The sequence below is a fragment of the Parabacteroides sp. KHUB-01 genome (genome assembly GCF_056640935.1).
Genome location: NZ_CM153256.1, coordinates 2,405,045 through 2,426,177 on the forward strand (window position 1 = coordinate 2,405,045; position 21,133 = coordinate 2,426,177).

Annotated in this window: 17 protein-coding genes; 14 read left to right on the forward strand and 3 right to left on the reverse strand. The window is 40.2% G+C overall.

Features of this window, described 5'->3' with window-relative positions; all coding sequences use genetic code 11:
• Positions 1 to 362 precede the first annotated feature (362 nt).
• Positions 363 to 1,844, reverse strand: coding sequence for a cysteine--tRNA ligase (cysS, locus tag ACYIAR_RS10340; protein ID WP_480329468.1), 1,482 nt, complete (start codon positions 1,842 to 1,844; stop codon positions 363 to 365).
• Positions 1,845 to 3,083: 1,239 nt separating this feature from the next.
• Between cysS and ACYIAR_RS10345 the strand changes: the two genes are divergently transcribed.
• Positions 3,084 to 3,560: a hypothetical protein gene (locus ACYIAR_RS10345; protein ID WP_480329470.1), complete on the forward strand. Its 477-nt coding sequence runs from the start codon at positions 3,084 to 3,086 to the stop codon at positions 3,558 to 3,560.
• A 54-nt stretch (positions 3,561 to 3,614) separates the two neighbouring features.
• Here the strand turns inward: ACYIAR_RS10345 and ACYIAR_RS10350 are convergent, their stop codons facing one another.
• Positions 3,615 to 4,253, reverse strand: a complete 639-nt coding sequence (locus ACYIAR_RS10350; RefSeq protein WP_480329472.1) for a ribonuclease H1 domain-containing protein — start codon at positions 4,251 to 4,253, stop codon at positions 3,615 to 3,617.
• Positions 4,254 to 4,331: 78 nt separating this feature from the next.
• On the opposite strand from ACYIAR_RS10350, the gene ACYIAR_RS10355 reads away from it, so the two are divergent.
• The 7 genes from ACYIAR_RS10355 to ACYIAR_RS10385 all read left to right on the forward strand — a co-directional run bounded on the left by ACYIAR_RS10355 (position 4,332) and on the right by ACYIAR_RS10385 (position 12,155).
• Entirely contained in the window at positions 4,332 to 5,516 is a 1,185-nt protein-coding gene (locus ACYIAR_RS10355) for an MFS transporter (protein WP_480329474.1), read from the forward strand.
• Positions 5,517 to 5,745: 229 nt separating this feature from the next.
• Positions 5,746 to 6,273 (forward strand): shikimate kinase, encoded by a 528-nt coding sequence (locus ACYIAR_RS10360; RefSeq protein WP_480329476.1) that lies wholly within the window; start codon positions 5,746 to 5,748, stop codon positions 6,271 to 6,273.
• Between the two features lie 140 nt (positions 6,274 to 6,413).
• Positions 6,414 to 7,604, forward strand: a complete 1,191-nt coding sequence (locus ACYIAR_RS10365; RefSeq protein WP_480329478.1) for an alanine dehydrogenase — start codon at positions 6,414 to 6,416, stop codon at positions 7,602 to 7,604.
• Positions 7,605 to 8,016: 412 nt separating this feature from the next.
• Positions 8,017 to 9,873 carry a 2-oxoacid:acceptor oxidoreductase subunit alpha gene (locus ACYIAR_RS10370; protein ID WP_480329480.1) on the forward strand — a complete coding sequence of 619 codons (1,857 nt, stop codon included), beginning with the start codon at positions 8,017 to 8,019 and terminating at the stop codon, positions 9,871 to 9,873.
• Positions 9,874 to 9,876: 3 nt separating this feature from the next.
• Positions 9,877 to 10,893 (forward strand): 2-oxoacid:ferredoxin oxidoreductase subunit beta, encoded by a 1,017-nt coding sequence (locus ACYIAR_RS10375; protein ID WP_480329482.1) that lies wholly within the window; start codon positions 9,877 to 9,879, stop codon positions 10,891 to 10,893.
• Positions 10,894 to 11,027: 134 nt separating this feature from the next.
• Positions 11,028 to 11,558 (forward strand): hypothetical protein, encoded by a 531-nt coding sequence (locus ACYIAR_RS10380; RefSeq protein WP_480329484.1) that lies wholly within the window; start codon positions 11,028 to 11,030, stop codon positions 11,556 to 11,558.
• A 153-nt stretch (positions 11,559 to 11,711) separates the two neighbouring features.
• Positions 11,712 to 12,155, forward strand: coding sequence for a tellurite resistance TerB family protein (locus ACYIAR_RS10385; RefSeq protein ID WP_480329486.1), 444 nt, complete (start codon positions 11,712 to 11,714; stop codon positions 12,153 to 12,155).
• A gap of 233 nt (positions 12,156 to 12,388) precedes the next feature.
• Here the strand turns inward: ACYIAR_RS10385 and ACYIAR_RS10390 are convergent, their stop codons facing one another.
• Entirely contained in the window at positions 12,389 to 12,862 is a 474-nt protein-coding gene (locus ACYIAR_RS10390) for a pyridoxamine 5'-phosphate oxidase family protein (protein WP_480329488.1), read from the reverse strand.
• Between the two features lie 229 nt (positions 12,863 to 13,091).
• Here ACYIAR_RS10390 and ACYIAR_RS10395 point away from each other — a divergent pair, with 229 nt between their 5' ends.
• The 6 genes from ACYIAR_RS10395 to ACYIAR_RS10420 all read left to right on the forward strand — a co-directional run bounded on the left by ACYIAR_RS10395 (position 13,092) and on the right by ACYIAR_RS10420 (position 20,970).
• Positions 13,092 to 13,784, forward strand: coding sequence for a succinate dehydrogenase/fumarate reductase cytochrome b subunit (locus ACYIAR_RS10395; protein ID WP_480329490.1), 693 nt, complete (start codon positions 13,092 to 13,094; stop codon positions 13,782 to 13,784).
• Positions 13,785 to 13,879: 95 nt separating this feature from the next.
• Positions 13,880 to 15,823, forward strand: a complete 1,944-nt coding sequence (locus ACYIAR_RS10400) for a fumarate reductase/succinate dehydrogenase flavoprotein subunit (protein ID WP_480329492.1) — start codon at positions 13,880 to 13,882, stop codon at positions 15,821 to 15,823.
• 93 nt (positions 15,824 to 15,916) lie between these two features.
• Positions 15,917 to 16,672 carry a succinate dehydrogenase/fumarate reductase iron-sulfur subunit gene (locus ACYIAR_RS10405; protein WP_480329494.1) on the forward strand — a complete coding sequence of 252 codons (756 nt, stop codon included), beginning with the start codon at positions 15,917 to 15,919 and terminating at the stop codon, positions 16,670 to 16,672.
• 227 nt (positions 16,673 to 16,899) lie between these two features.
• Positions 16,900 to 18,597 carry a tetratricopeptide repeat protein gene (locus ACYIAR_RS10410; protein ID WP_480329496.1) on the forward strand — a complete coding sequence of 566 codons (1,698 nt, stop codon included), beginning with the start codon at positions 16,900 to 16,902 and terminating at the stop codon, positions 18,595 to 18,597.
• A gap of 206 nt (positions 18,598 to 18,803) precedes the next feature.
• Complete coding sequence (locus ACYIAR_RS10415; RefSeq protein WP_480329498.1) at positions 18,804 to 19,277, forward strand: hypothetical protein; 474 nt, start codon at positions 18,804 to 18,806, stop codon at positions 19,275 to 19,277.
• Positions 19,278 to 19,722: 445 nt separating this feature from the next.
• Positions 19,723 to 20,970, forward strand: coding sequence for an efflux RND transporter periplasmic adaptor subunit (locus ACYIAR_RS10420; protein WP_480329500.1), 1,248 nt, complete (start codon positions 19,723 to 19,725; stop codon positions 20,968 to 20,970).
• Positions 20,971 to 21,133 lie beyond the last annotated feature (163 nt).

Genomic DNA, 21,133 nt, shown 5'->3' on the forward strand with positions numbered 1-21,133 from the left:
TGTCCTTTTTCCTGGAATAATCCATTCTCCAAAACAGTTAACATTTTTAATTCGTCGAACTCCCGTTAAATAAGTAGAAAATTTTTGTCAATTCTTTATTTTAGAGTTTAACTTGCGAAACTTGAGTTAAATATGATCATTAAAGTAGTTTTTCTAATTCTTCAACAGATGGAAATAGTTTCTTAGAAAGTTCTCATCTTTCTCAAACTAGGAGCTGAGAAACCTCTTAAACCGGGTAGGTATTTGCTTGGTATTCCTTTACTAATTTAAGTTTAGCAATTGTTAAATCAAAGTGTAGAATACATATAGTAAGGTGACAAGTTCTTTTAACCTTGTCACCTCGTTCCCTCGTCACCTGCAAATTATATTTTCCATTCCGCTCCGTCCTTAGTATCTTTGATAGTAAAGCCGATTGCGGTAAGTTCATTTCTGATTTTGTCCGAAGTTGCCCAATCCTTGTTAGCCTTAGCCTGCTGGCGGATTGAAAGAAGCAAATCCACAGCTTTTGAGAAAGCTTCGCGGCTGTTGTCCTGTCCGCTTGCTGCGGCAGTTGCAGTGTCCTGCATACCAAGGATATCGAATACGAATAGATGGAACACTTCCTGAAGTTCCTTCAAATCTTCTGCAGAGATTGAGCCCTTGCCGTCTTTAACAGAGTTGATGGCACGTGCCGCGTCAAACAGATGAGAAATTACGATAGGAGAGTTCAGGTCGTCATTCATTGCTTCATAGCATTTCTCACGCAAACCTTTCACGTCCACAGTTGTTGTTTCGCCGGCTTTCAGTTTCATCAGGTTGCTGTATGCGTCCATCAGACGGGCAAGTCCTTTTTCGCTTGCCTGAAGAGCCTCGTTACTGAAATCAACAGTGCTGCGATAATGAGCCTGAAGGATGAAGAAACGGATAGTCATTGCGTTATATGCCTGAGCAAGCAATTCGTGTTCGCCGGTGAAGAACTGGTCAAGAGTAATGAAATTACCCAAAGACTTACCCATCTTCTGTCCGTTGATGGTAATCATATTGTTATGCATCCAATAATGAACCATATCTTTTCCCTGTGAAGCCACAGCCTGCGCAATTTCGCATTCGTGGTGAGGGAAAATCAAGTCCATACCGCCACCGTGTATATCGAAGCTTTCGCCAAGGTATTTCTTACCCATAGCCGTACATTCGCAATGCCAACCAGGGAAACCGTTGCTCCAAGGTGAAGGCCAGCGCATGATATGCTCAGGTTGGGCGCACTTCCACAAAGCAAAGTCTATCGGATTACGTTTCTCTTCCTGACCGTCAAGCGCGCGTGTAGTGTTCAGCATATCGTCGATATTACGTCCTGAAAGAACACCGTATTTATGGTCTTTGTTATATTTCTCAACATCGAAATATACAGAACCCTGGCTTTCGTAAGCATAACCATTGTCAAGGATATTTTTCACCAGTTCAATCTGTTCGATGATATGTCCGCTGGCATGAGGCTCGATACTTGGAGGAAGCACGTTCAATGCGTCCATTGCCTTGTGATAGCGGTTCAGATAATACTGCACCACTTCCATCGGTTCCAACTGCTCCAAACGGGCTTTCTTTGCAATCTTGTCTTCTCCGCTGTCGGCATCATGTTCCAAATGGCCTACATCGGTGATATTACGCACATAACGAACCTTATATCCCAAATGTTTCAGATAACGGAACAAAAGGTCGAAAGTGATTGCAGGGCGGGCGTGTCCCAGATGGGCATCGCCGTAAACAGTCGGTCCGCAGACATACATACCAACATGTGGCTCATGCAGCGGAACGAATTTTTCCTTTCTTCTCGAAAGCGTGTTATAAATATGTAAAGGATGTTCCATATTTTTTGTGTGAAATTTGTAATGTGGCAAAGATAGAGATATTTCACTGTTTTTACAATGTCGTAACCTGCAATTCAGCTATTTCTCCTAATAAATAATTTACTTAAGTTTCGCAAGTTGCCAATGTTTCATATAAAAGTTGAGAAGTTCAAATACCTGTGAAAACCTCAAGAATCCAATGCCAAAATGGCAGTCGTGCGCCTCTGAAAATTCCTTATTTTTAGCGAAATAGCTATTTGTAATAACGCTAAAATAGAATGAATACAATCGTTCCGGAAAATCATTGCAATGATTCCGGGAAATGATTGTGAAGACTTCACTGAGTTATTGCAATGATTTGGCGCAACGATTGCAATGATTTCCTGAAACCATTGCAATGAAATTTTTAACACATGGAAATTTCCCCTTAAAAACCTCTTTTCTATGCCCGAAAACCCTCCAAAAAACGGTTTTTTTCATCAGGAACGATAAAAAACACAAACAAAACCAGAGTGATATTTTGATTTGGAATTATAAAAGATAATTACACAAATCCAACAGAAACAGAAATGATTCAGATGATTTTTATCCCGTGTAAGCAATTATTGATGTTTTGTTTACAAATTGTATTTCCTAAACTCTCTGAGAATGCGTTTTGTCGGGGTTTCTTGATATATGTGCGTAAAAAATCGATTCTCACGGTGTTTAGCTGACATAATGGCGGGATTCTTTCAGAAGTAGATTATTTGTTCTTTTCTGTATCCTTGCGAGTGTTAATAAATATTTAAAAGTCACATGATTTCGTTGACAATTAATGAAATAGTCAGATTGTGGAACTTGCGGAAGTAAAATACCCCTGCATGAGGTGATTAAAACTGTATAAAAAAACAAAACACTACTATGTCTCACAAAAAAGGTAGGCATCTTTCCCGGAAAAGCTCGTAATGTTTCTAAAAAAAGATGCCGACCTTTTTTCGGAAATAACCCATTTAAAATTTCTGTAATTTACGTCCGAATGTAGCTTAAATTCTTTCCGAAAGAAAATTGAATTACTTACGGAAGAAAAACAAATTTGTTTCGGAAGAAATACTACTGAGATATAGACCTGCAAATAACAAATAGAGTTGTTGAACATAACAGAAATGGATAAAAGGTGAATTTGAATAAATGATTAGATTATTTTAACTGGAAGATTTCGTACAGAAGATATATTGTTCTATATATTCGTGGGTAATATATGTAATACTTAAATTTAATAATATGAGTGGGTTAGAATTCAAAAGAGATGGATTGAAATGTTTTCGTTTTTTGTTAATATGTTTTTCCCTATTCTTTACGGTTAACAATCATGTCTCGGGTGGGGAAATAGAAGTTCGTTCTGGTGTATCAGTAGGAGACAGGTTGGGACTCCATGTTGGAGCTTATTATGATATTCCGCTATCAGGTATATTTTCAATACAAACCGGAGCATTGTTGCATACAACAAATGATGCTGACCGTGCCTCTATTGGGGTTAACGCACCCGTGTATGCTTCTTTTCATTTGCCGGTCAGCCAGTCTGCAAAAGTCCGTTTGAATTGCGGCGCGTTTGTTGGCGCAAGCAAAGGCTTTGATGCTGGTTTTACTGCTGATGCCGGTGTTGAATGGAAAAGATTTTATACAGGTATAAATTATTTTCATGATTTTACGGAATATGGAACTTTCCATTCTGGTATTTCTTTTGGTTACAGGTTTTGATTGAATTTTGTTTCAAAAGAAAAAAGTTCTATCGGATTGTTTTTGGGGGGGAATCTATTTCCTCCCAAAATCCGCCGGAATCTCTCCCCACACAGCAGTTTCCCATTTAAGGATTTGTGTGGTATATTCATTTTCGTTGAGCCATTTTTCTGCACGTTCGATAAGTTGGAAAATCTGTTCGTTGACGGGTGTGCGTTCAAGCAAAGTTTTACATTTCTTTTTCTTCACCCATAAAATGGCATTACGGCTGTCCGAATATAAAGGCAGGTTGCTGCCCTTGAGTTTCAGAAGAGCAAGCCCATGGACAATGGCAAGAAATTCGCCTACGTTGTTTGTCCCTTCTTTCATAGGTCCGATATGGAAAATCTCCTGACCTGTGGCAACATAAACACCACGATATTCCATATCGCCAGGATTACCGCTACACGCCGCATCGACGGCAATACTTTCATTTATCGGATTGCCGATTGGAGCGTCAACTTCCCACACCGGTTTGGAATCCTTTTTGCCGGAATATTTCTTCAGATAATGCTCGTGACCCTGTTCGAAAGCAAGAGCGGCGGCGTCTCGGTCTTCAAAAGACTTATATTTTGCGCCTTCCTGTCCGTCCACTTGCGCCTTGCAATCCGCCCAGTTGTCGTAGATACCCGGATTCAAGCCTTGCCAAACTACGTAGAATTTCTTTTTTGCCATTTTGTTATATTATTCTCTTGTGTGCGCAAAGTTAAGAAATTTGTACTTTTGTGGGCTTAAAAATAAATATTGATTCTTATGAATAAATCGTTACTGTCACTGGCTCTTGGTACATTCGCCCTCGGAATGGTGGAATTTGGAATGATGGGCATTTTGAGTGACATAGCTTCCGACCTTGAGATAAGTGTTGTGAAGGCAGGACATTTGATTTCTGCGTATTCTATTGGTGTAGCTGTTGGTGCCCCATCTTTGTTGCTTCTCAGAAAACAGCCTTTGCGCCGTTTGATGTTGTTGTTGGCTACTGTAATTGCATTGGGAAATGCAATGGTTGCATTATCGCCGAATTATGGGTGTTTGTTGGTCGCTAGATTTATTTCAGGTTTGCCTCACGGCGCATTTTTCGGAGCAGGAGCAATAGTTTGTTCACGAATTGCCGAACCGGGAAAAGGAGCTACTGCCGTTGCCGTATTGGTTGGAGGAATGACTGTCGCAAATCTGATAGGAGTTCCTGTTTTTACATTTATCTGTCATACGTTGTCATGGCGTTTACCTTTTGGAATTGTAGCTTTGATTGGCGTCATGACGTTTATTGCCATTAGATGCTGGGTTCCGGCATTGCCGTCTCTGCCTGATACGGGTTTGAAAGGACAGTTCCGCTTTCTTTCCAAACCGGCTCCATGGCTGATTTATGCCGGAGTGTTCTTCGGTCAGGCAAGTGTGTATTGTTGGATGAGCTATATTGCACCTATAATGACTAAAGTAACCGGATTTTCAGATGCTTCAATGACGTTCATAATGGTTCTTGTTGGGGCTGGTATGGTGTTTGGAAACTTTTATGCCGGCAAGCTTGCCGATAAGTATTCACCATCAATTGTGTCTGCAACGATAGCTGCAATAATGATTGTGCTGATGCCAATGATTTATTTGTGCTCGTCATATAAAATACCGTCACTTATATTTGCCTTCATAGCTTCGGGACTGTTGTTTGGACTTGGAGGTCCGTTGCAGTATCTTATAGTTCGTTATGCCAAAGGAGGAGAGATGCTTGGAGGTGCAGGAATACAAATTTCGTTCAACGTATCGAATGCCGTAGCTGCTGCTATGGGTGGCGCTGTAATTGATATGGGTTATGGATTGGCTTCACCGGCTTTGGCTGGAGTTCCTTGTGCAGTTGTCGGAGCTGTAGCTTTATATATATTGTTTTTACAGGAAAAACACAGGAACGACCAGTCTGTTAATGTAATTCAAGTTTCGCAAGCTTAACATTAATTTGGCGGGCATACAAGAAAACAAGTTGACAAGAGTCTCATGATAATTAAATTGCGAAATAACTTTTTCACAAATTTTTCGTGTTTAATTAAGATTTTCCATATGTTTGTAATCGTGTTAGTTCAAACGATTAATGAAATTAATATAAATGAGATTTTGCATTTTCAGCCAGATTTGGTTCGGCTATGTTGAGTATGCAGAATTATGAATAAATAAAGAAAATATGCAACGTATATTTCTTACAGGCTATATGGGTGCCGGCAAGACAACAGTAGGAAAGGAACTTGCCGAGAGAACTGGCCTTTCTTTTATTGACCTGGATGTGTTTATCGAAGAGCGTTATCACAGAACGGTCAGCCGTTTGTTTGCCGAATACGGCGAAGACAAATTCAGAGATATAGAACGCAGGCTGCTTCACGAAGTTGCTGAGTTCGAAGATATAATAATTTCTACCGGTGGCGGAACTCCTTGTTTCTTTGACAATATGGAGTTTATGAATGCTGCCGGAAAGACTGTGTATCTGCAAGTGTCGGTTGATGAGCTTGCCGCCCGTCTGGAAACTTGCCGCCATACACGTCCGGTTCTGCAGAACAGAACGGGTGAGGAGCTTAAGAGCTTTATAACTGATAGTTTGCAAAAGAGACTTCCTTTTTATGAAAAGGCTCAGATGATATTTCCGGCAGAGACAATGCTTACTTATGAAGACATTGTAAAGGTTGTTGATGACTTGAAGGTGAAGCTGGGAATTTGAGATGACAAGGTTTCAGAGACAAGTTGACGAGTTAACAAGTTGACAAGTATTTAAGTAATACCTTATGTCTGTTCCCTTGTATCTGAAACCTTGTCCCCTTGTATCTAAATTATAAACCTAATAAATCTCTATAAAATATTATGATATCAAACCTTGAATCGAATATTCCCCAGGAACTTCTGAAAGAACTTGGAAGAGCCGGCGGACGACTGTGGATTGGAATTCCACGTGAAATCCGTCGTGGAGAGCAGCGCCTTGCGCTTACGCCCGAAGCCGTTGAGATATTAGTCATGGCAGGTCATAAGGTGTGGGTTGAAACAGATGCCGGTTTGGGAATAAGCTATTCGGACAACCATTATTCCGAGGCAGGAGCAGAGATTGTTTCCAGTTCGGCAGAAGTATATCAGGCAGATATTATCCTGAAAATACTTCCTCCTACGCTTCAGGAAGTTGCAATGATGAAACCGCGGACGACTCTTTTTTCTTTCGTGCAGCCACGACTGATCAGCCAGGAAATATTAGCCATGATGTCCGCAAAAAGGATAAATGCCGTTGCCTATGAACTGTTGAAAGACAACAGGCAGAAATCGCCGGTGCTGAATATTATTTCCGAGATTGAAGGAACTGCGGCAATAACTGTTGCCGCTGATTTGCTGAGTAATACTCATGGTGGCAAGGGTATATTGCTTGGAGGAATACCTGGAGTATCACCGACCGAGGTTGTGATAGTCGGTGCCGGACATGCCGGAACTGTGGCGGCTCGTGCAGCCTTGGCTCTTGGAGCGTCGGTAAAGGTATTCGACAATGATATTAATAATCTACGTACGATACAAACCGTGTTGGGGCACGGACTTTTTACTTCGAATTTCCATCCTCATGTGCTTCATAATGCTCTTTGCACGGCTGATGTGGTGATTGGAGCCATGCGATATATCGATTCTGCAAAACATTATGTAGTTGCTGAGGAGTTGATAAGCCGTATGAAGCGAGGTTCGCTTATTATTGATTTGAGAATAAGCCAGGGCGGATGCTTTGAAACGACTTGTGACCTGCCTGCGGATGCTCCGGAAGTGTTTGAGCAGTATGGAGTGCTTCACTATTGCCGCCCTAATATCAGTAATCAGGTGGCACGTACAGCTTCTATGGCATTGAGCAATGTTTTTGTTCCTCTGTTTCTTGAGTTGGGAGATTATAGCTCCATCCAGAATTGTGCCAAATCTGATGATGGATTCAAGAGCGGTATATATATGTATGCTGGAAAACTGGTGAACGATTATGTGGCTTCATTCTTTAATTTGAGGGCAAATAATATTGATATATTTATGCTGTGATATTTATCCTTCTAGTTACTACTATCATGCGTAAGCTTATCTGATAGAAACTGTATGAAGAAGTTGGCAACTGTCAATTACTCAATGTGTAATAAAAAATATTTGAATAAGATACGAACTATTTCGGATGGTATAAGTGTAAAATATAGACTTTATTTGCTTGAGTTATTGTCTGTTGTAAATCTTAAGCTGTTTATCCAAATATTTTCCCCAATAATTTAACAAATCAAACTATTGAACAAATTTGAATTTGTAAAGTTTATTTTATTAATTTGCCGTTATTATTTACAGGAGCTTTACAAGTGGCGAGGTTATAAGTTGAGCAGATTATTATAATCTGATATTTTCCCCTTGTCCTCTTGTATTTGAAGCCTTGTCAACTATAATTAAAGCATATTTTAAATATAATATCATGACAGAACAGACAAAAGTAACAACATTGGAAAAGGTTGTAATTCGTTTTTCCGGTGACTCCGGAGACGGAATGCAGTTGACCGGAACAATCTTTTCAAATCTGTCGGCAATTTTCGGAAATGAAATCTCGACATTCCCGGATTATCCGGCAGAAGTGCGTGCCCCACAGGGAACACTTAGTGGCGTATCAGGTTTCCAAGTTCATCTAGGTTCGAGAAAGATATTCACTCCTGGTGACAAGGCTGACGTTCTTGTAGCAATGAACCCGGCAGCTTTGAAGGTTAATGTGAAGAATCTGAAACCGAATGCTATTGTCTTGATTGATACTGATTCATTCCAGAAGAGTGATTTGGAAAAGGCTCAGTTCACAACAGACGAACCGTTCAAGGAACTTGGTCTGACAGGTGTTCAGGTTGTTGCTGCTCCTATATCAACAATGGTTAAGGACGGACTGGCAGAGTTTGGCTTGGACAATAAGTCTGCATTGCGTTGCAAGAATATGTTCGCACTAGGACTTGTATGCTGGTTGTTCGAACGTCCGTTGGAAGAAGCAATGCATATGCTTCAGAATAAGTTTGCCAAGAAACCTGTAATTGCTCAGGCAAATATCAAGGCTCTTACCGACGGTTATAATTATGGTCATAATATTCATGCTTCTGTTTCAACATACCGTATTGAAAGCAAGAAAGCAAAACCTGGTGTATATACAGATGTAAACGGTAACAAGGCTACTTCATACGGTCTTATTGCTGCAGCTGAAAAAGCAGGTTTGAGATTGTTCCTCGGCAGTTATCCTATTACTCCTGCAACAGATATCCTTCATGAGTTGTCAAAGAGAAAAGACCTTGGTGTAATCACTGTTCAGGCTGAAGATGAAATTGCCGGTGTATGTACATCAATAGGCGCAAGTTTTGCAGGTTGTCTTGCTGCAACTTCAACTTCAGGTCCTGGTCTTGCCCTTAAGAGTGAGGCTATCGGTTTGGCTGTTATCGCTGAAATTCCTCTTGTTGTGATTGATGTTCAGCGTGGTGGTCCGTCAACAGGTATGCCAACAAAATCAGAACAGACAGACTTGATGCAGGCTTTATACGGACGTAACGGTGAATGTCCGGCTGTTGTGGTTGCCGCTGCTACTCCAACAGACTGTTTCGATATGGCATTCTGGGCAGGTAAACTTGCCGTTGAACATATGACACCTGTAATTCTTCTTACAGATGCATTTATTGCCAACGGTTCTTCTGCATGGAGATTGCCTGATTTGGAAGATTATCCGGAAATCAAACCTAATTATGTATGTAATTACAAGGGTGACAAACCTTGGAAACCATATCGCCGTGATTTGGAAAGCATGGTTCGTTATTGGGCTGTTCCTGGAATGGAAGGTTTCACACACCGCCTTGGAGGTTTGGAAAAAGACTATGACACAAGTGCTATTTCAACAGAGCCGGCAAACCACCAGAAGATGGTTCGTACACGTCAGGAAAAGATTGACAGAGTTGCTGATTATATTCCTAATGTTGAGGTTTTGGGTGATGAAGATGCAGACTTGCTGATTGTAGGTTGGGGCGGAACATACGGTCATTTGTATGAAGCAATGGAAACTATGCATGAACAGGGCAAGAAAGTTGCTTTCGCTCATTTCAGATTCATCAATCCGCTGCCTAAGAATACTGTTGAAGTGCTTAAGAAATATCCGAAGGTTGTTGTTGCTGAACAGAATAACGGTCAGTTTGCAAACTACCTTAGAAGTAAGGTGGATGATTTCAATCCTTATAAAGTGGACCGCGTGGAAGGTCAGCCTTTCGTAGTTGCCGGTCTGGTTGAAGAATTTACTAAAATATTGGAGGAGGCATAAAAGATGGTAGCAGAAGAATTAAAATATTTACCGAAAGATTATAAAAGTGACCAGTATGTTCGCTGGTGTCCGGGTTGTGGCGACCATGCCGTTTTGAACTGCCTGCACAAGGCTATGGCAGAAGTGGGCGTTGCACCTCACAATATGGCTGTGATTTCAGGTATCGGCTGTTCTTCACGTTTGCCATATTATATGAATACATACGGATTCCACACTATCCACGGTCGTGGTGCGGCTATTGCAACAGGTGTGAAAACAGCACGTCCGGATTTGAGTGTTTGGTTGATTACAGGTGATGGCGACTGCCTTGCAATCGGTGGAAACCATTTCATTCATGCCGTACGCCGTAATGTGGATTTGAACATCGTTCTTTTCAATAATAAAATCTATGGTTTGACTAAAGGTCAGTATTCTCCGACTTCAGACCGTGGTTTCGTTTCAAAGAGTTCTCCATACGGAACAGTTGAAGATCCGTTTATCCCTGCTGAATTGGCTTTGGGCGCACGTGGTAATTTCTTTGCCCGTGCAATCGATGTTGATTTGAAAAATACAACAGATATCCTTGCTGCTTCAGCTCGCCACAAAGGTGCTTCTGTAACTGAAGTTCTTGTAAACTGTGTTATCTTCAACAATGGTATCCACAAACAGATTACCGACAAAGAATTCCGAGCAGAACGTACAATATTCCTTCGTCATGGCGAAAAGATGGTTTATGGCGCCAACAATGATAAAGGTATTGTTTTGGACGGATTGAAATTGAAGTCAGTTACAATCGGTCAGGATGGTTATACTTTGGATGACGTTCTGGTTCATGACGCACATTGCAAGGACAATACTTTGCATATGATGTTGGCTATGATGAGCGGCGATATGCCTGTGGCTCTTGGAGTAATCCGTGATGTTGAAGCTCCGACTTATGATGAGTCAGTTCATCAGCAGCTTGCTGAGGTGCAGCAGAAAATGCCTAACCGCACTCTTAAGGAATTCCTTTTGAGCGGTGAAACTTGGGAAATAAAATAGTTTAAGTTTGGCTTTGACCGACTTCAAGGTTGGTGAGGCTATAGAGACGAGTTGGCAAGGATGTTAATATATATTCTTTGTCAACTCGTCAACTTGTATCTTGTCATCTGAATAATAGTGTAATAAATATAAGCATGAAAGAGTCTTATCTTACTGTAATTTGTGTTTTGATCTGTATTTTGGTAATCCTTTCAGGAGGTGTAGGATATGTGTTTTATAAATATACATTGATTGAATGGTGGTTGCCGGTGTTGGTAGCTCTTGTTCCTGCAGTATTGACATTGTCTCTTTATAAATCATGGAGTCAGTTCTTTGGTATCACAAACAGATTTATTGGAATAACATGTCATATAATATGTGTTGGAGTAGTAAGTTATATGCTGTTTATTATATGTAATTACAGATTCAGAGATGTGGATAGCCGGCAAGAGGTAAATGTGTCGGTAACGAAATATTCCCAAGAACATGAACGACGTAACAAAACAGGAAGACATCATTATAAAAAGGAAAAAGTAAAAAGATATTATTTGGAAATTACATTCGAAGATGGTCTGACAAAGACTCTTATAATTTCAAGAGACAAATATAATGCGATAAAGGGAAGTAGTATGAAAATTTACCAGGAGAAAGGCTTGTTAGGTTTTCCGGTCATTATCCTGCCTTAATGTTGTATTATTTATATAGGTTACCGTTACGCCTTATGACATACATAATAAATTATTATTACACCGTTTGATTTACATGATTTATTTGTTATCTTTGATGTAATGGAATTGAAATAAAAACCAATATATTGTTTAACATCTAAAATTACTGTTATGGGATTATTTGATAAGATTTTTCAGTCAGTATCTGAAGATACAAAGCTTACCCAGCAGGAAGCTTTTGCCGGAATAGCTGTAGCTATAGCTGGAGCAGATGGTAGTATTGCTGTTTCTGAGTGGGATGGTATTGTAAATTATATCCGTAGATTGAGAATTTATGATAACTTTTCAGGTCCTGCTTTTGATAAACTTTTTGACAAGCTTTTCAAAATACTGAAAAATAAAGGTGTTGGTGCATTGGTGAAATCTTCAGCAGAAGCATTGACTGATGATTTGAAACTTACAGCATTTGCATGTGCGGTTGATATTGCGTTGGCAGACGGTGTGATCGAAGACGAAGAGAAAAATGTAATTAATGAACTTGCACAAGCATTGGAAATACCTGAAAAAACGGCTGTTTCCATTATTGAAGTGATGATAATCAAGAATAAAGTATAAAAGCGTACGCTTATAAAATATTGCTAGTCAGCAATTATGACGCGGAGAAACGTTGAAATATGAGATTCGTTTCTCCGTGTTTTTTTATATCCGAATGTAACTTGAATTTCTTCCGAAAGAAAACAAAATTCCTTTCGGAAGAAAAATGCATTTGTTTCGGAAGAAAATGAAATTACATTCGGAAGTAATTTCACCTTGTTCTCTTGCCTCTCTTGTCTGTTTATTTCCTGATATTATTTTTTGTGAGGAGCTCCGAATTCCTTACAAGTAACTTCGTCGAGTTTTACTTTCCAGATTTTTACGTTACGTACAGCAGGAGCTCCATATTTGAATTCTTTGTCCGAATACTGCTTCATTATAATGTTGAGGGCTTCTTCTTTTTTGTCGAAATCCTCTTCATATTCAACCTTCCCCCAGCTGATTACACTTTTTGAACGCATGCGGTAACTGCACGCAACTTCGGGATGCTGGAAAATAAGTTCGTGGTCGGTGCTGAATGTTATGCAAACCCTTGGATTTCGGGAAAGTATGGAAATGCTGCGTCCTTCCTGAGCGGAATGAAGATATACCACTCCGTCCTCGTATCCGAAATTCATAGGAATAACATATGGCGTTCCGTCGGTATCAGCCATGCCAACAAAACAGATATCACATTTTCTGATTATAGAATCAATCAATTCCTGATTTTCGTGTATGAGTGTTTTCATCTTTGATAATTATTAATTAATACTGAAAAAACAGTGCAAGTTATAAAAAAAACAGAATAATGAACTTGTTTTTTCCTGAACATCTTACTTGTTAAAAGTTTGACCTCATTTAAAGAAATATTTCTTTATTCTATTGCTTGAATTCTAGATTTAGCATACCTTTGCATTTATTAAACGTATTGTGTCTGATAATTTTTTAACACAATTAAATAACTTAATTTATTATCTTATGTGGTTACTTAATTCTTCTATTGGAAGGAAACTGGTAATGAGTATTTCCGGTCTCTTCCTTATTCTGTTTTTATTGTTCCACCTGTCGATGAACATTGCGGCAGTATTTTCAGGAGAAGCATACAACTTGGTATGTTCTTTGTTGGGAGCAAACTGGTATGCTGTGGCTGCAACATTGGTTTTGGCTGCAGGTGTAGTTGTTCACTTTGTTTATGCATGGTTGCTTACAGTGCAGAACCGTAAGGCTCGCGGTAATGACCGTTATGCATTGAACTCACGTCCGAAAGGCGTTGAATGGGCATCACAGAACATGTTCGTGTTGGGTTTGATCGTGATTCTTTTCATGGTTCTTCACTTCTCACAGTTCTGGTATAAGATGATGTTCGCTGAATTGATCGGCCATCACGAAGTGGCTCTTGGTTCTGCTATGGTTTCTCCTCAGGACGGTGCAGCATTCATCAACTATTACTTCCAGGGTAACATTGTAATCACTGTACTTTATTTGGTATGGTATGCAGCATTGTGGTTCCACTTGACACACGGTTTCTGGTCAGCAATCCACACTTTGGGTTGGAGCAACACAATTTGGTTGAACCGTTGGGAATGCATCTCTAAATGGGTTGCTACAATCATCTGCGGTGCATTTGCTGTGATTACAATTATATTCTATTTGAATGGAGTAGGAGCGTAAAATTAAAGTAGACAAGGCAACAGTAAACAAGATACAAGGTTGATAATCTTGTTAACTCGTCAACTTGTCAACTGATAAACTTAAAAATAAATTATATGACTCAGATAAATTCAAAAATCCCTCAGGGCCCTTTGGCTGAGAAGTGGAAAAATTATAAAGATCACCAGAAATTGGTGAACCCGGCAAATAAACGCCGTTTGGATATCATCGTTGTTGGTACAGGTTTGGCTGGTGCTTCAGCTGCTGCATCATTGGCAGAAATGGGATTCAACGTGTTGAACTTCTGTATTCAGGACTCTCCACGTCGTGCTCACTCAATTGCTGCACAGGGTGGTATCAATGCTGCTAAGAACTATCAGAATGATGGTGACTCAGTTTACCGTTTGTTCTACGATACAATCAAGGGTGGTGACTACCGTGCACGTGAAGCAAACGTATATCGTTTGGCTGAAGTGTCAAATTCTATCATCGACCAGTGCGTAGCTCAGGGTGTTCCTTTTGCTCGTGAATATGGTGGTTTGTTGGATAACCGTTCATTTGGTGGTGCTCAGGTATCGCGTACGTTCTATGCCCGCGGTCAGACCGGTCAGCAGTTGCTTTTGGGTGCTTATTCTGCATTGAGCCGCCAGATTGGTTTGGGTAAAGTTAAGATGTATACTCGTCACGAAATGTTGGACGTTGTTAAAGTTGACGGTCGTGCTCGTGGTATCATCGCTCGTAACTTGGTTACAGGTGCTATCGAACGTTATGCTGCTCACGCAGTAGTTGTTGCAACAGGTGGTTATGTAAATACATTCTTCTTGTCAACAAACGCTATGGCATCAAACGGTTCTGCAGCATGGCAGTGCTACAAGAAAGGTGCATACTTCGCAAACCCATGTATGGTTCAGATTCACCCAACTTGTATCCCTGTTAAAGGTGACTATCAGTCAAAATTGACTTTGATGTCAGAATCTTTGCGTAACGATGGTCGTATCTGGGTTCCTAAGAAACTTGAAGATGCAAAAGCATTGCAGGCTGGAACTAAGAAAGGTAAAGATATTCCTGAAGAAGACCGTGACTACTACTTGGAACGCCGTTATCCTGCATTCGGTAACTTGGTTCCTCGTGACGTTGCATCACGTGCTGCAAAAGAACGTTGTGACGCTGGTTTCGGTGTAAACAACACAGGTTTGGCTGTATTCCTTGACTTCTCTGACGCTATCAAACGTCTTGGTAAGGATGTGGTTAAACAGAAATATGGTAACTTGTTCGATATGTACGAAGAAATTACCAACGATGATCCATATGAAACTCCAATGATGATCTATCCTGCATTGCACTATTCAATGGGTGGTCTTTGGGTTGACTATGAATTGCAGACTTCTATTCCTGGTTTGTTCGCTATTGGTGAAGCTAACTTCTCTGACCACGGTGCTAACCGTTTGGGTGCATCTGCATTGATGCAGGGATTGGCTGACGGTTACTTCGTATTGCCATATACAATCCAGAACTATCTTGCAGACCAGATTCAGGTTCCTCGTTTCAGCACAGACCTTCCGGAATTTGTTGAAGCTGAAAAAGCTATCAAGGCTCGTATCCAGAAGTTGATGAGCATCAAGGGTAAAGAATCTGTAGATTCAATCCACCGCAAACTTGGTCATATCATGTGGGAACATATTGGTATGGCTCGTGATGAAAAAGGTTTGCAGGAAGCTATCGAAATGTTGAAAGACTTGAAGAAGGAATTCTGGAGCAATGTATATGTTCCTGGTGATCCAGAAAACTTGAATGTCGAATTGGAAAAAGCTTTGCGTTTGGCTGACTTTATCGAAATCGGTACTTTGATGGCTCGTGATGCTTTGAACCGTGCTGAATCTTGTGGTGGTCACTTCCGTACAGAACACCAGACTGAAGAAGGTGAAGCATTGCGCCACGACGACAAGTTCATGTATGTAGCTTGTTGGGAATATCAGGGTGAAGACAAAGATCCTGTTATGCTCAAGGAAGATTTGAACTATGAGTTTGTGGTTCCTCAGACACGTAATTACAAAAAGTAAGTTTGTAAGTTTATAAGTTTTATAGAACTTAAAAACTCAATAACAGTAAAACTTAAAAACTAATAAACTAAAAAACTTAAAAACTAAAAAAGTATGGACAAAGATATAAAAGTAACGCTTAAAGTTTGGCGTCAAAGAGGTCCTAAAGAAAAAGGACAGTTCGAGACTTACCAAATCGACAAAATCAATCAGAGTGTTTCTTTCTTGGAAATGTTGGACATTTTGAATGAGCGTTTGGTTAGCGAAGGAAAAGAACCAATTGTATTCGATCACGACTGCCGTGAAGGTATCTGCGGTATGTGTTCATTGTATGTAAACGGTCATCCTCATGGACCTGCAACAGGTGCAACAACTTGTCAGTTGTATATGCGTCGTTTCCATGATGGCGAAACTATTACTATCGAACCGTGGCGTTCTGCAGGTTTCCCTGTAATCCGCGACTTGATGGTTGACCGTTCTGCTTATGATAAAATCATGCAGGCTGGTGGTTTCGTATCTGTAAACACAGGTGGTGTTCCTGATGCTAATGCAATTCCAATTCCTAAGAAAGATGCTGACTTGGCAATGGATGCTGCTGCTTGTATCGGTTGTGGTGCTTGTGCTGCTGCATGTAAGAATGGTTCAGCTATGTTGTTCGTTTCTGCTAAAGTAAGCCAGTTGGCATTGTTGCCACAGGGTCGTGTTGAAGCTGCTCGCCGTGCTAAGGCAATGGTTGCTAAAATGGACGAACTTGGTTTCGGTAACTGTACTAACACTCGTGCTTGCGAAATGGAATGTCCTAAGAACATTTCTGTTAGCAACATCGCTCGCTTGAACCGTGAGTTCTTGAAAGCTAAATTGAAAGACTAATATTATTGTCTTAGATATTTTTGTAAAGAGGCCTGGCTTTGTGCTGGGCCTCCTTTTTTGTAGGAGTTAAGTAGTTAAGGTGAATATGTTGGGGAGGTAATATCTTTCTATATATTTAGATAATATAGGATTCGTCTCAGCAAAAAATCAAGCAAGCTTATTTTTTTCTGCTTTCGACTTTCACTATATTTGTTTTTCGTTAAAAACAATAAGCAGTTCCATTTGGTATGAGGTTGGTGTATTCGGTTCTTATCTTGCTGTGCATATGTTTGATGTCCGGTTGTCTGTCGGAGAGTGAGCGCGAGGCTATCCGTCTTATGGATCGGGCCGAATCCTTGTTACAGTCCAACCCGCATGGGGCTTATGAGGTGTTGGATAGTGTTAAGCATCCGGAATCTTTAAATTCCCGGTTTGTTTCTCGTTGGTGTATGATGGTGGGATATTTGTCGGATACAATTCATACTCCGTTGCCTTATCTGGATGATTTGGATCGGGCTTGTATGTATTTAGCCAAACATGGTAGCGTAAAGGAACAAGCACTTATGTTGTATTACTGGGGGCGTTCGTTATCTGAGGAACGCTTGTATTCTCCAGCTCTGCAAGCCTTTTTGGAAGCGGAACAGAAAAGCTTGGAAGAAAAAGATTACAAAATGGCTGGGATGGCTTCGGATTATATTGCCCGGATTTATCATAATCAAGTCAATTATAATTTGGCTAAGAATGAATATTTGGAAACTGCCGAGTATTTCAGAAAAGCTGGTGACCGCAAACGTTTCGGCTTTTCGCTCAGGTATGTAGGACGGGAATATGCGGCGTTGGATTCGTTTGAACAGGCTTTGAACTATATGAGCCTGGCTTACGATGTTATCGTCGAAGTGGGGGATTCTTCTGATATTTCCACTGTTTATAATGGATTCGGGAATGTGTACTTGATGCAGGGAGATTACGAATCAGCTAAGCGTTGCTTTTATAAATCCATTGCTTGGTGTTCTCGGCATGCGTCACCTACGTATGCAGCTTTGGGATATTTGTATTTGAATACCGATAGTTTTTCACAAGCGGAGCATTGTTTTCGAGAAGCGCAAAAGCCTACAGAGAATCGGGCTACGCATATTGATTTGCTTCACCATTTTGCAGAATTGGAGGAAAAGAAAGGTAATTCTGCTAAAGCTCTTTCATATATGAAGCAATATGTCGATTCTACCGAATCTTACATTATTGGATTGAGGAAATCGAACTTGGACAAGGCGAAAACATTGTTCGACCGGAAGCTGATGGTTAAGGAAAATATTCGTTTGTATAAGGAACAAGAACGTTACAAAGGTGTTTTTGTCTGTATGGTTTTTGTCGTCATTCTTGTGATTATTACTCATTTATATCAGATGAACCGGAAAAGCCGCCGTATTATCCAACAAGAACAGGATTTGCAGGAAAAGATAGAAGCGCAACATTCCTTGCAGAAAGAAATCCAGGAGTTGAACGAACAGTTGAAACAAAAACTTCAAGACGAACAAGAATATAACCGTCTGTTGGAACATAGCCGTAAGCTTCGCATACAGTATCAACAGCAGTGTATTTATCTGGTAGAAAATTCGACCATATATAAAAAAATGTGCAAAGCCGCCGATCCTCAAAAGCAAACAGCTTTGACGGAAAAAGATTGGAATGCCATCTACAAGCTCCTTGATTCCTTGTATCCGAGTCTGGATGCTGTTTTAAGTCGGCACGGTTTGACTCTTACTGAGAAGAAATACGCATATTTATCTTTCTTCCGTTTGGAAGATAAACAGGAGGCTATCCTATTGGCTGTAGAAGCCGGCACACCCAAGAAATACCATAACCGTATCCGCCAGAAATTAGGAATCAACCGGATGGAAGAGAAGGTTTACCTTTATCTGGCCCGCCATTCCCAAGCTTTATCCTAAGTTGCTGATTCTCGCTTTGTTTTTCCGGATATTGTCTACCTTTTAATTTTTATCGGATTGTAAATGATTGATACATAAAATATTCTTAATACTATCTGTCTACCTTTAAAACGCTGATTCCTTTTGTAGGTTCGGAATGTAGGGCTTTTTTTGCAGCTGTAATTTAAAAAAACAAGGATATGAAGATTGTAAATAAATTCATTTTAATGAAGAAACTGTTCTTATTACTGATTACTTGTTTAAGTACCGCTTTAACCTTCGCACAGACGAAGAGCATCGAGTTCGAACCTCGTGTCGGTACTTCCTTGCTTACGACATTCGACGGCGATATGAGTGTGGGTTATAATTTGGGCGGAATGGCTGCATTCCCGGTTACGGATAAATTTTATATTAATCCGGGAATCTCATTTTTTGCCACCCAAATGTCCGGCGAAGATGTGGCAGTTTTGCATATACCTGTTTATGCTTCTTACCGCATTCCGGTACAGGAAAGCCGCTTGCGTCTAAATGTTGGGCCATATGCCCAGTTGGGTATGGCGTATGATTTTGGCCTTTCCGCCGAGATTGGACTTGAATACAGAAGGTGGTACGGCGGGATCAATGCTTACCAGACTTTGTTGCTGGATGAGAATGCTACTTTCTTTGGTCTCTCGTTTGGTTATAAGTTCTTGTTGAAGTAATTGATTTTAATAGAGAAGATAACAATATAAAGGCCCGGAAGTCGGAATAGGCTTCTGGGCTTTTTCTTTTGTTTTAGAAGATATATAAACTTTTGCTTATTCCTTTTGTGCGTCACGTCCTTTTCGGTCCAAAAGGTGGAGCATGGAACTTTGGCAGAAGCGAGTTTGTTTTTTCCTTTGTAGGAGAAAGAAAAATTTGCCAGATATGCTTTGTGGTAAAACGATAACCGAAAACGAACATTATTAGTGTTCGAAAACGGACACTTGTTATTTCACGTATATTGTATTCCAATTAGTTATGTTTTTGGCATAGGATTTGTAAAAGAAGGAGTAGAGAATTCTTGGAAATTGAAAATTAAAAATTGAAAACAAAATTTCTGGGTTCTCTTTTTTCTGTGTTGAAAAATAAACTCAAAAACTTAAAAACTCAAAAACTTAAAAATATATGGATCGCGAAATATCAAAAGAACAACGTGTTCGTGAACAAAGGAAAATATGGATAAAATGGGGAGGAGCTTTGCTTGCCGGAATTCTTGCTGTTGTCGGTATAATGAATTTTATGCAGCAGAGTTTGCAGGCTAAGGATTTGGTGTTTTCCGTTGTGGATGAAGGAAGCATAGATGTTTCAGTTAGTGCTTCCGGAAAAGTGGTTCCGGCTTTCGAGGAAATAATAAATTCTCCTATTAATTCCAGAATACTTGAGGTGTATAAAAAAGGTGGTGATTCTGTAGATATTGGAACTCCTATTCTGCGCCTGGACTTGCTAAGTGCAGAGAATGATTACAAAAAACAGCTCGACGAAGTGCAGATGAACCAATTGAAACTTGAGCAGCTCCGAATACAGAACAAAAGTAAACTTTCGGAGATGGAAATGCAATTGAAGGTTTCAAGGATGGAACTAAGCCGTAAGGCTGTTGAACTTAAGAATGAACAATATCTTGACAGTCTTGGAGCGGGAACTACAGATAAAGTGCGTCAGGTGGAACTTGATTATAATGTCAGTAAACTGAAACTGGAAGAAGACGAACAAAAATATATAAATGAACAGGCTACTGCTGATGCGGATTTGAAAGTGAAACAATTGGAGCTTAACATAGCACGCAAGAATCTTGAAGAGACCAAACGTACACTTGATGACGCACGTATTAAAGCTCCTAGAAAGGCAATCCTTACTTATGTTAATACGGAAATCGGTGCGCAGGTAGCTCAGGGAGAGAAGGTGGCTGTAGTGTCAGACTTGTCACATTTTAAGATTGAGGGAGAGATTGCAGATACATACGGAGACCGAATTGCCGCAGGTAGCCGTGCAATAGTTAAGATAGGAAAAGACGAACTTGAAGGAGTGGTTACAGATATAACTCCATTATCAAAGAATGGTGTGATGGCTTTCTCGGTCCGTCTGGAGCAGGATAATCATAAACGACTACGTTCCGGTTTGAAAACAGACGTGTATGTATTGACTGCCGTTAAAGATGCAGTCAAGCGTATTGCTAACGGAAGTTATTATGTAGGTCCGGGTGAATATGAGTTGTTTGTACGTTCCGGAAACGAATTGTTGAAACGGAAAGTCCAGTTGGGTGACAGCAACTATGAACTGGTGGAAGTCGTCAGCGGACTTGAACCCGGAGATCAGGTTGTTGTATCGGATATGAGTAACTATAAGAATAAGAGAAAAATGAAATTAGATGAATAATGTGATGATGAATGAATAAGGATTCACTATCGGACGAGGAGACGATGTGAATCGTACTCCTCGTCAATTCAGTTAACAAGTGAACAAGGCTTCAGATACAAGATTATTCCCTTGTCAACTTGTTAAGTCATCAACTAATAAACTTAAAAAACTTACAAACTCA

What these genes read in the sequence shown, in the direction of transcription:
- ACYIAR_RS10380 (WP_480329484.1), top strand. Translation starts at nt 11,028, where the DNA reads ATGAAAGAGTCTTATCTTACTGTAATTTGTGTTTTGATCTGTATTTTG.
- ACYIAR_RS10350 (WP_480329472.1), bottom strand. Translation starts at nt 4,253, where the DNA reads ATGGCAAAAAAGAAATTCTACGTAGTTTGGCAAGGCTTGAATCCGGGT.
- cysS (WP_480329468.1), bottom strand. Translation starts at nt 1,844, where the DNA reads ATGGAACATCCTTTACATATTTATAACACGCTTTCGAGAAGAAAGGAA.
- ACYIAR_RS10410 (WP_480329496.1), top strand. Translation starts at nt 16,900, where the DNA reads ATGAGGTTGGTGTATTCGGTTCTTATCTTGCTGTGCATATGTTTGATG.
- ACYIAR_RS10385 (WP_480329486.1), top strand. Translation starts at nt 11,712, where the DNA reads ATGGGATTATTTGATAAGATTTTTCAGTCAGTATCTGAAGATACAAAG.
- ACYIAR_RS10405 (WP_480329494.1), top strand. Translation starts at nt 15,917, where the DNA reads ATGGACAAAGATATAAAAGTAACGCTTAAAGTTTGGCGTCAAAGAGGT.
- ACYIAR_RS10400 (WP_480329492.1), top strand. Translation starts at nt 13,880, where the DNA reads ATGACTCAGATAAATTCAAAAATCCCTCAGGGCCCTTTGGCTGAGAAG.
- ACYIAR_RS10395 (WP_480329490.1), top strand. Translation starts at nt 13,092, where the DNA reads ATGTGGTTACTTAATTCTTCTATTGGAAGGAAACTGGTAATGAGTATT.
- ACYIAR_RS10415 (WP_480329498.1), top strand. Translation starts at nt 18,804, where the DNA reads ATGAAGAAACTGTTCTTATTACTGATTACTTGTTTAAGTACCGCTTTA.
- ACYIAR_RS10390 (WP_480329488.1), bottom strand. Translation starts at nt 12,862, where the DNA reads ATGAAAACACTCATACACGAAAATCAGGAATTGATTGATTCTATAATC.
- ACYIAR_RS10420 (WP_480329500.1), top strand. Translation starts at nt 19,723, where the DNA reads ATGGATCGCGAAATATCAAAAGAACAACGTGTTCGTGAACAAAGGAAA.
- ACYIAR_RS10365 (WP_480329478.1), top strand. Translation starts at nt 6,414, where the DNA reads ATGATATCAAACCTTGAATCGAATATTCCCCAGGAACTTCTGAAAGAA.
- ACYIAR_RS10360 (WP_480329476.1), top strand. Translation starts at nt 5,746, where the DNA reads ATGCAACGTATATTTCTTACAGGCTATATGGGTGCCGGCAAGACAACA.
- ACYIAR_RS10355 (WP_480329474.1), top strand. Translation starts at nt 4,332, where the DNA reads ATGAATAAATCGTTACTGTCACTGGCTCTTGGTACATTCGCCCTCGGA.
- ACYIAR_RS10370 (WP_480329480.1), top strand. Translation starts at nt 8,017, where the DNA reads ATGACAGAACAGACAAAAGTAACAACATTGGAAAAGGTTGTAATTCGT.
- ACYIAR_RS10345 (WP_480329470.1), top strand. Translation starts at nt 3,084, where the DNA reads ATGAGTGGGTTAGAATTCAAAAGAGATGGATTGAAATGTTTTCGTTTT.
- ACYIAR_RS10375 (WP_480329482.1), top strand. Translation starts at nt 9,877, where the DNA reads ATGGTAGCAGAAGAATTAAAATATTTACCGAAAGATTATAAAAGTGAC.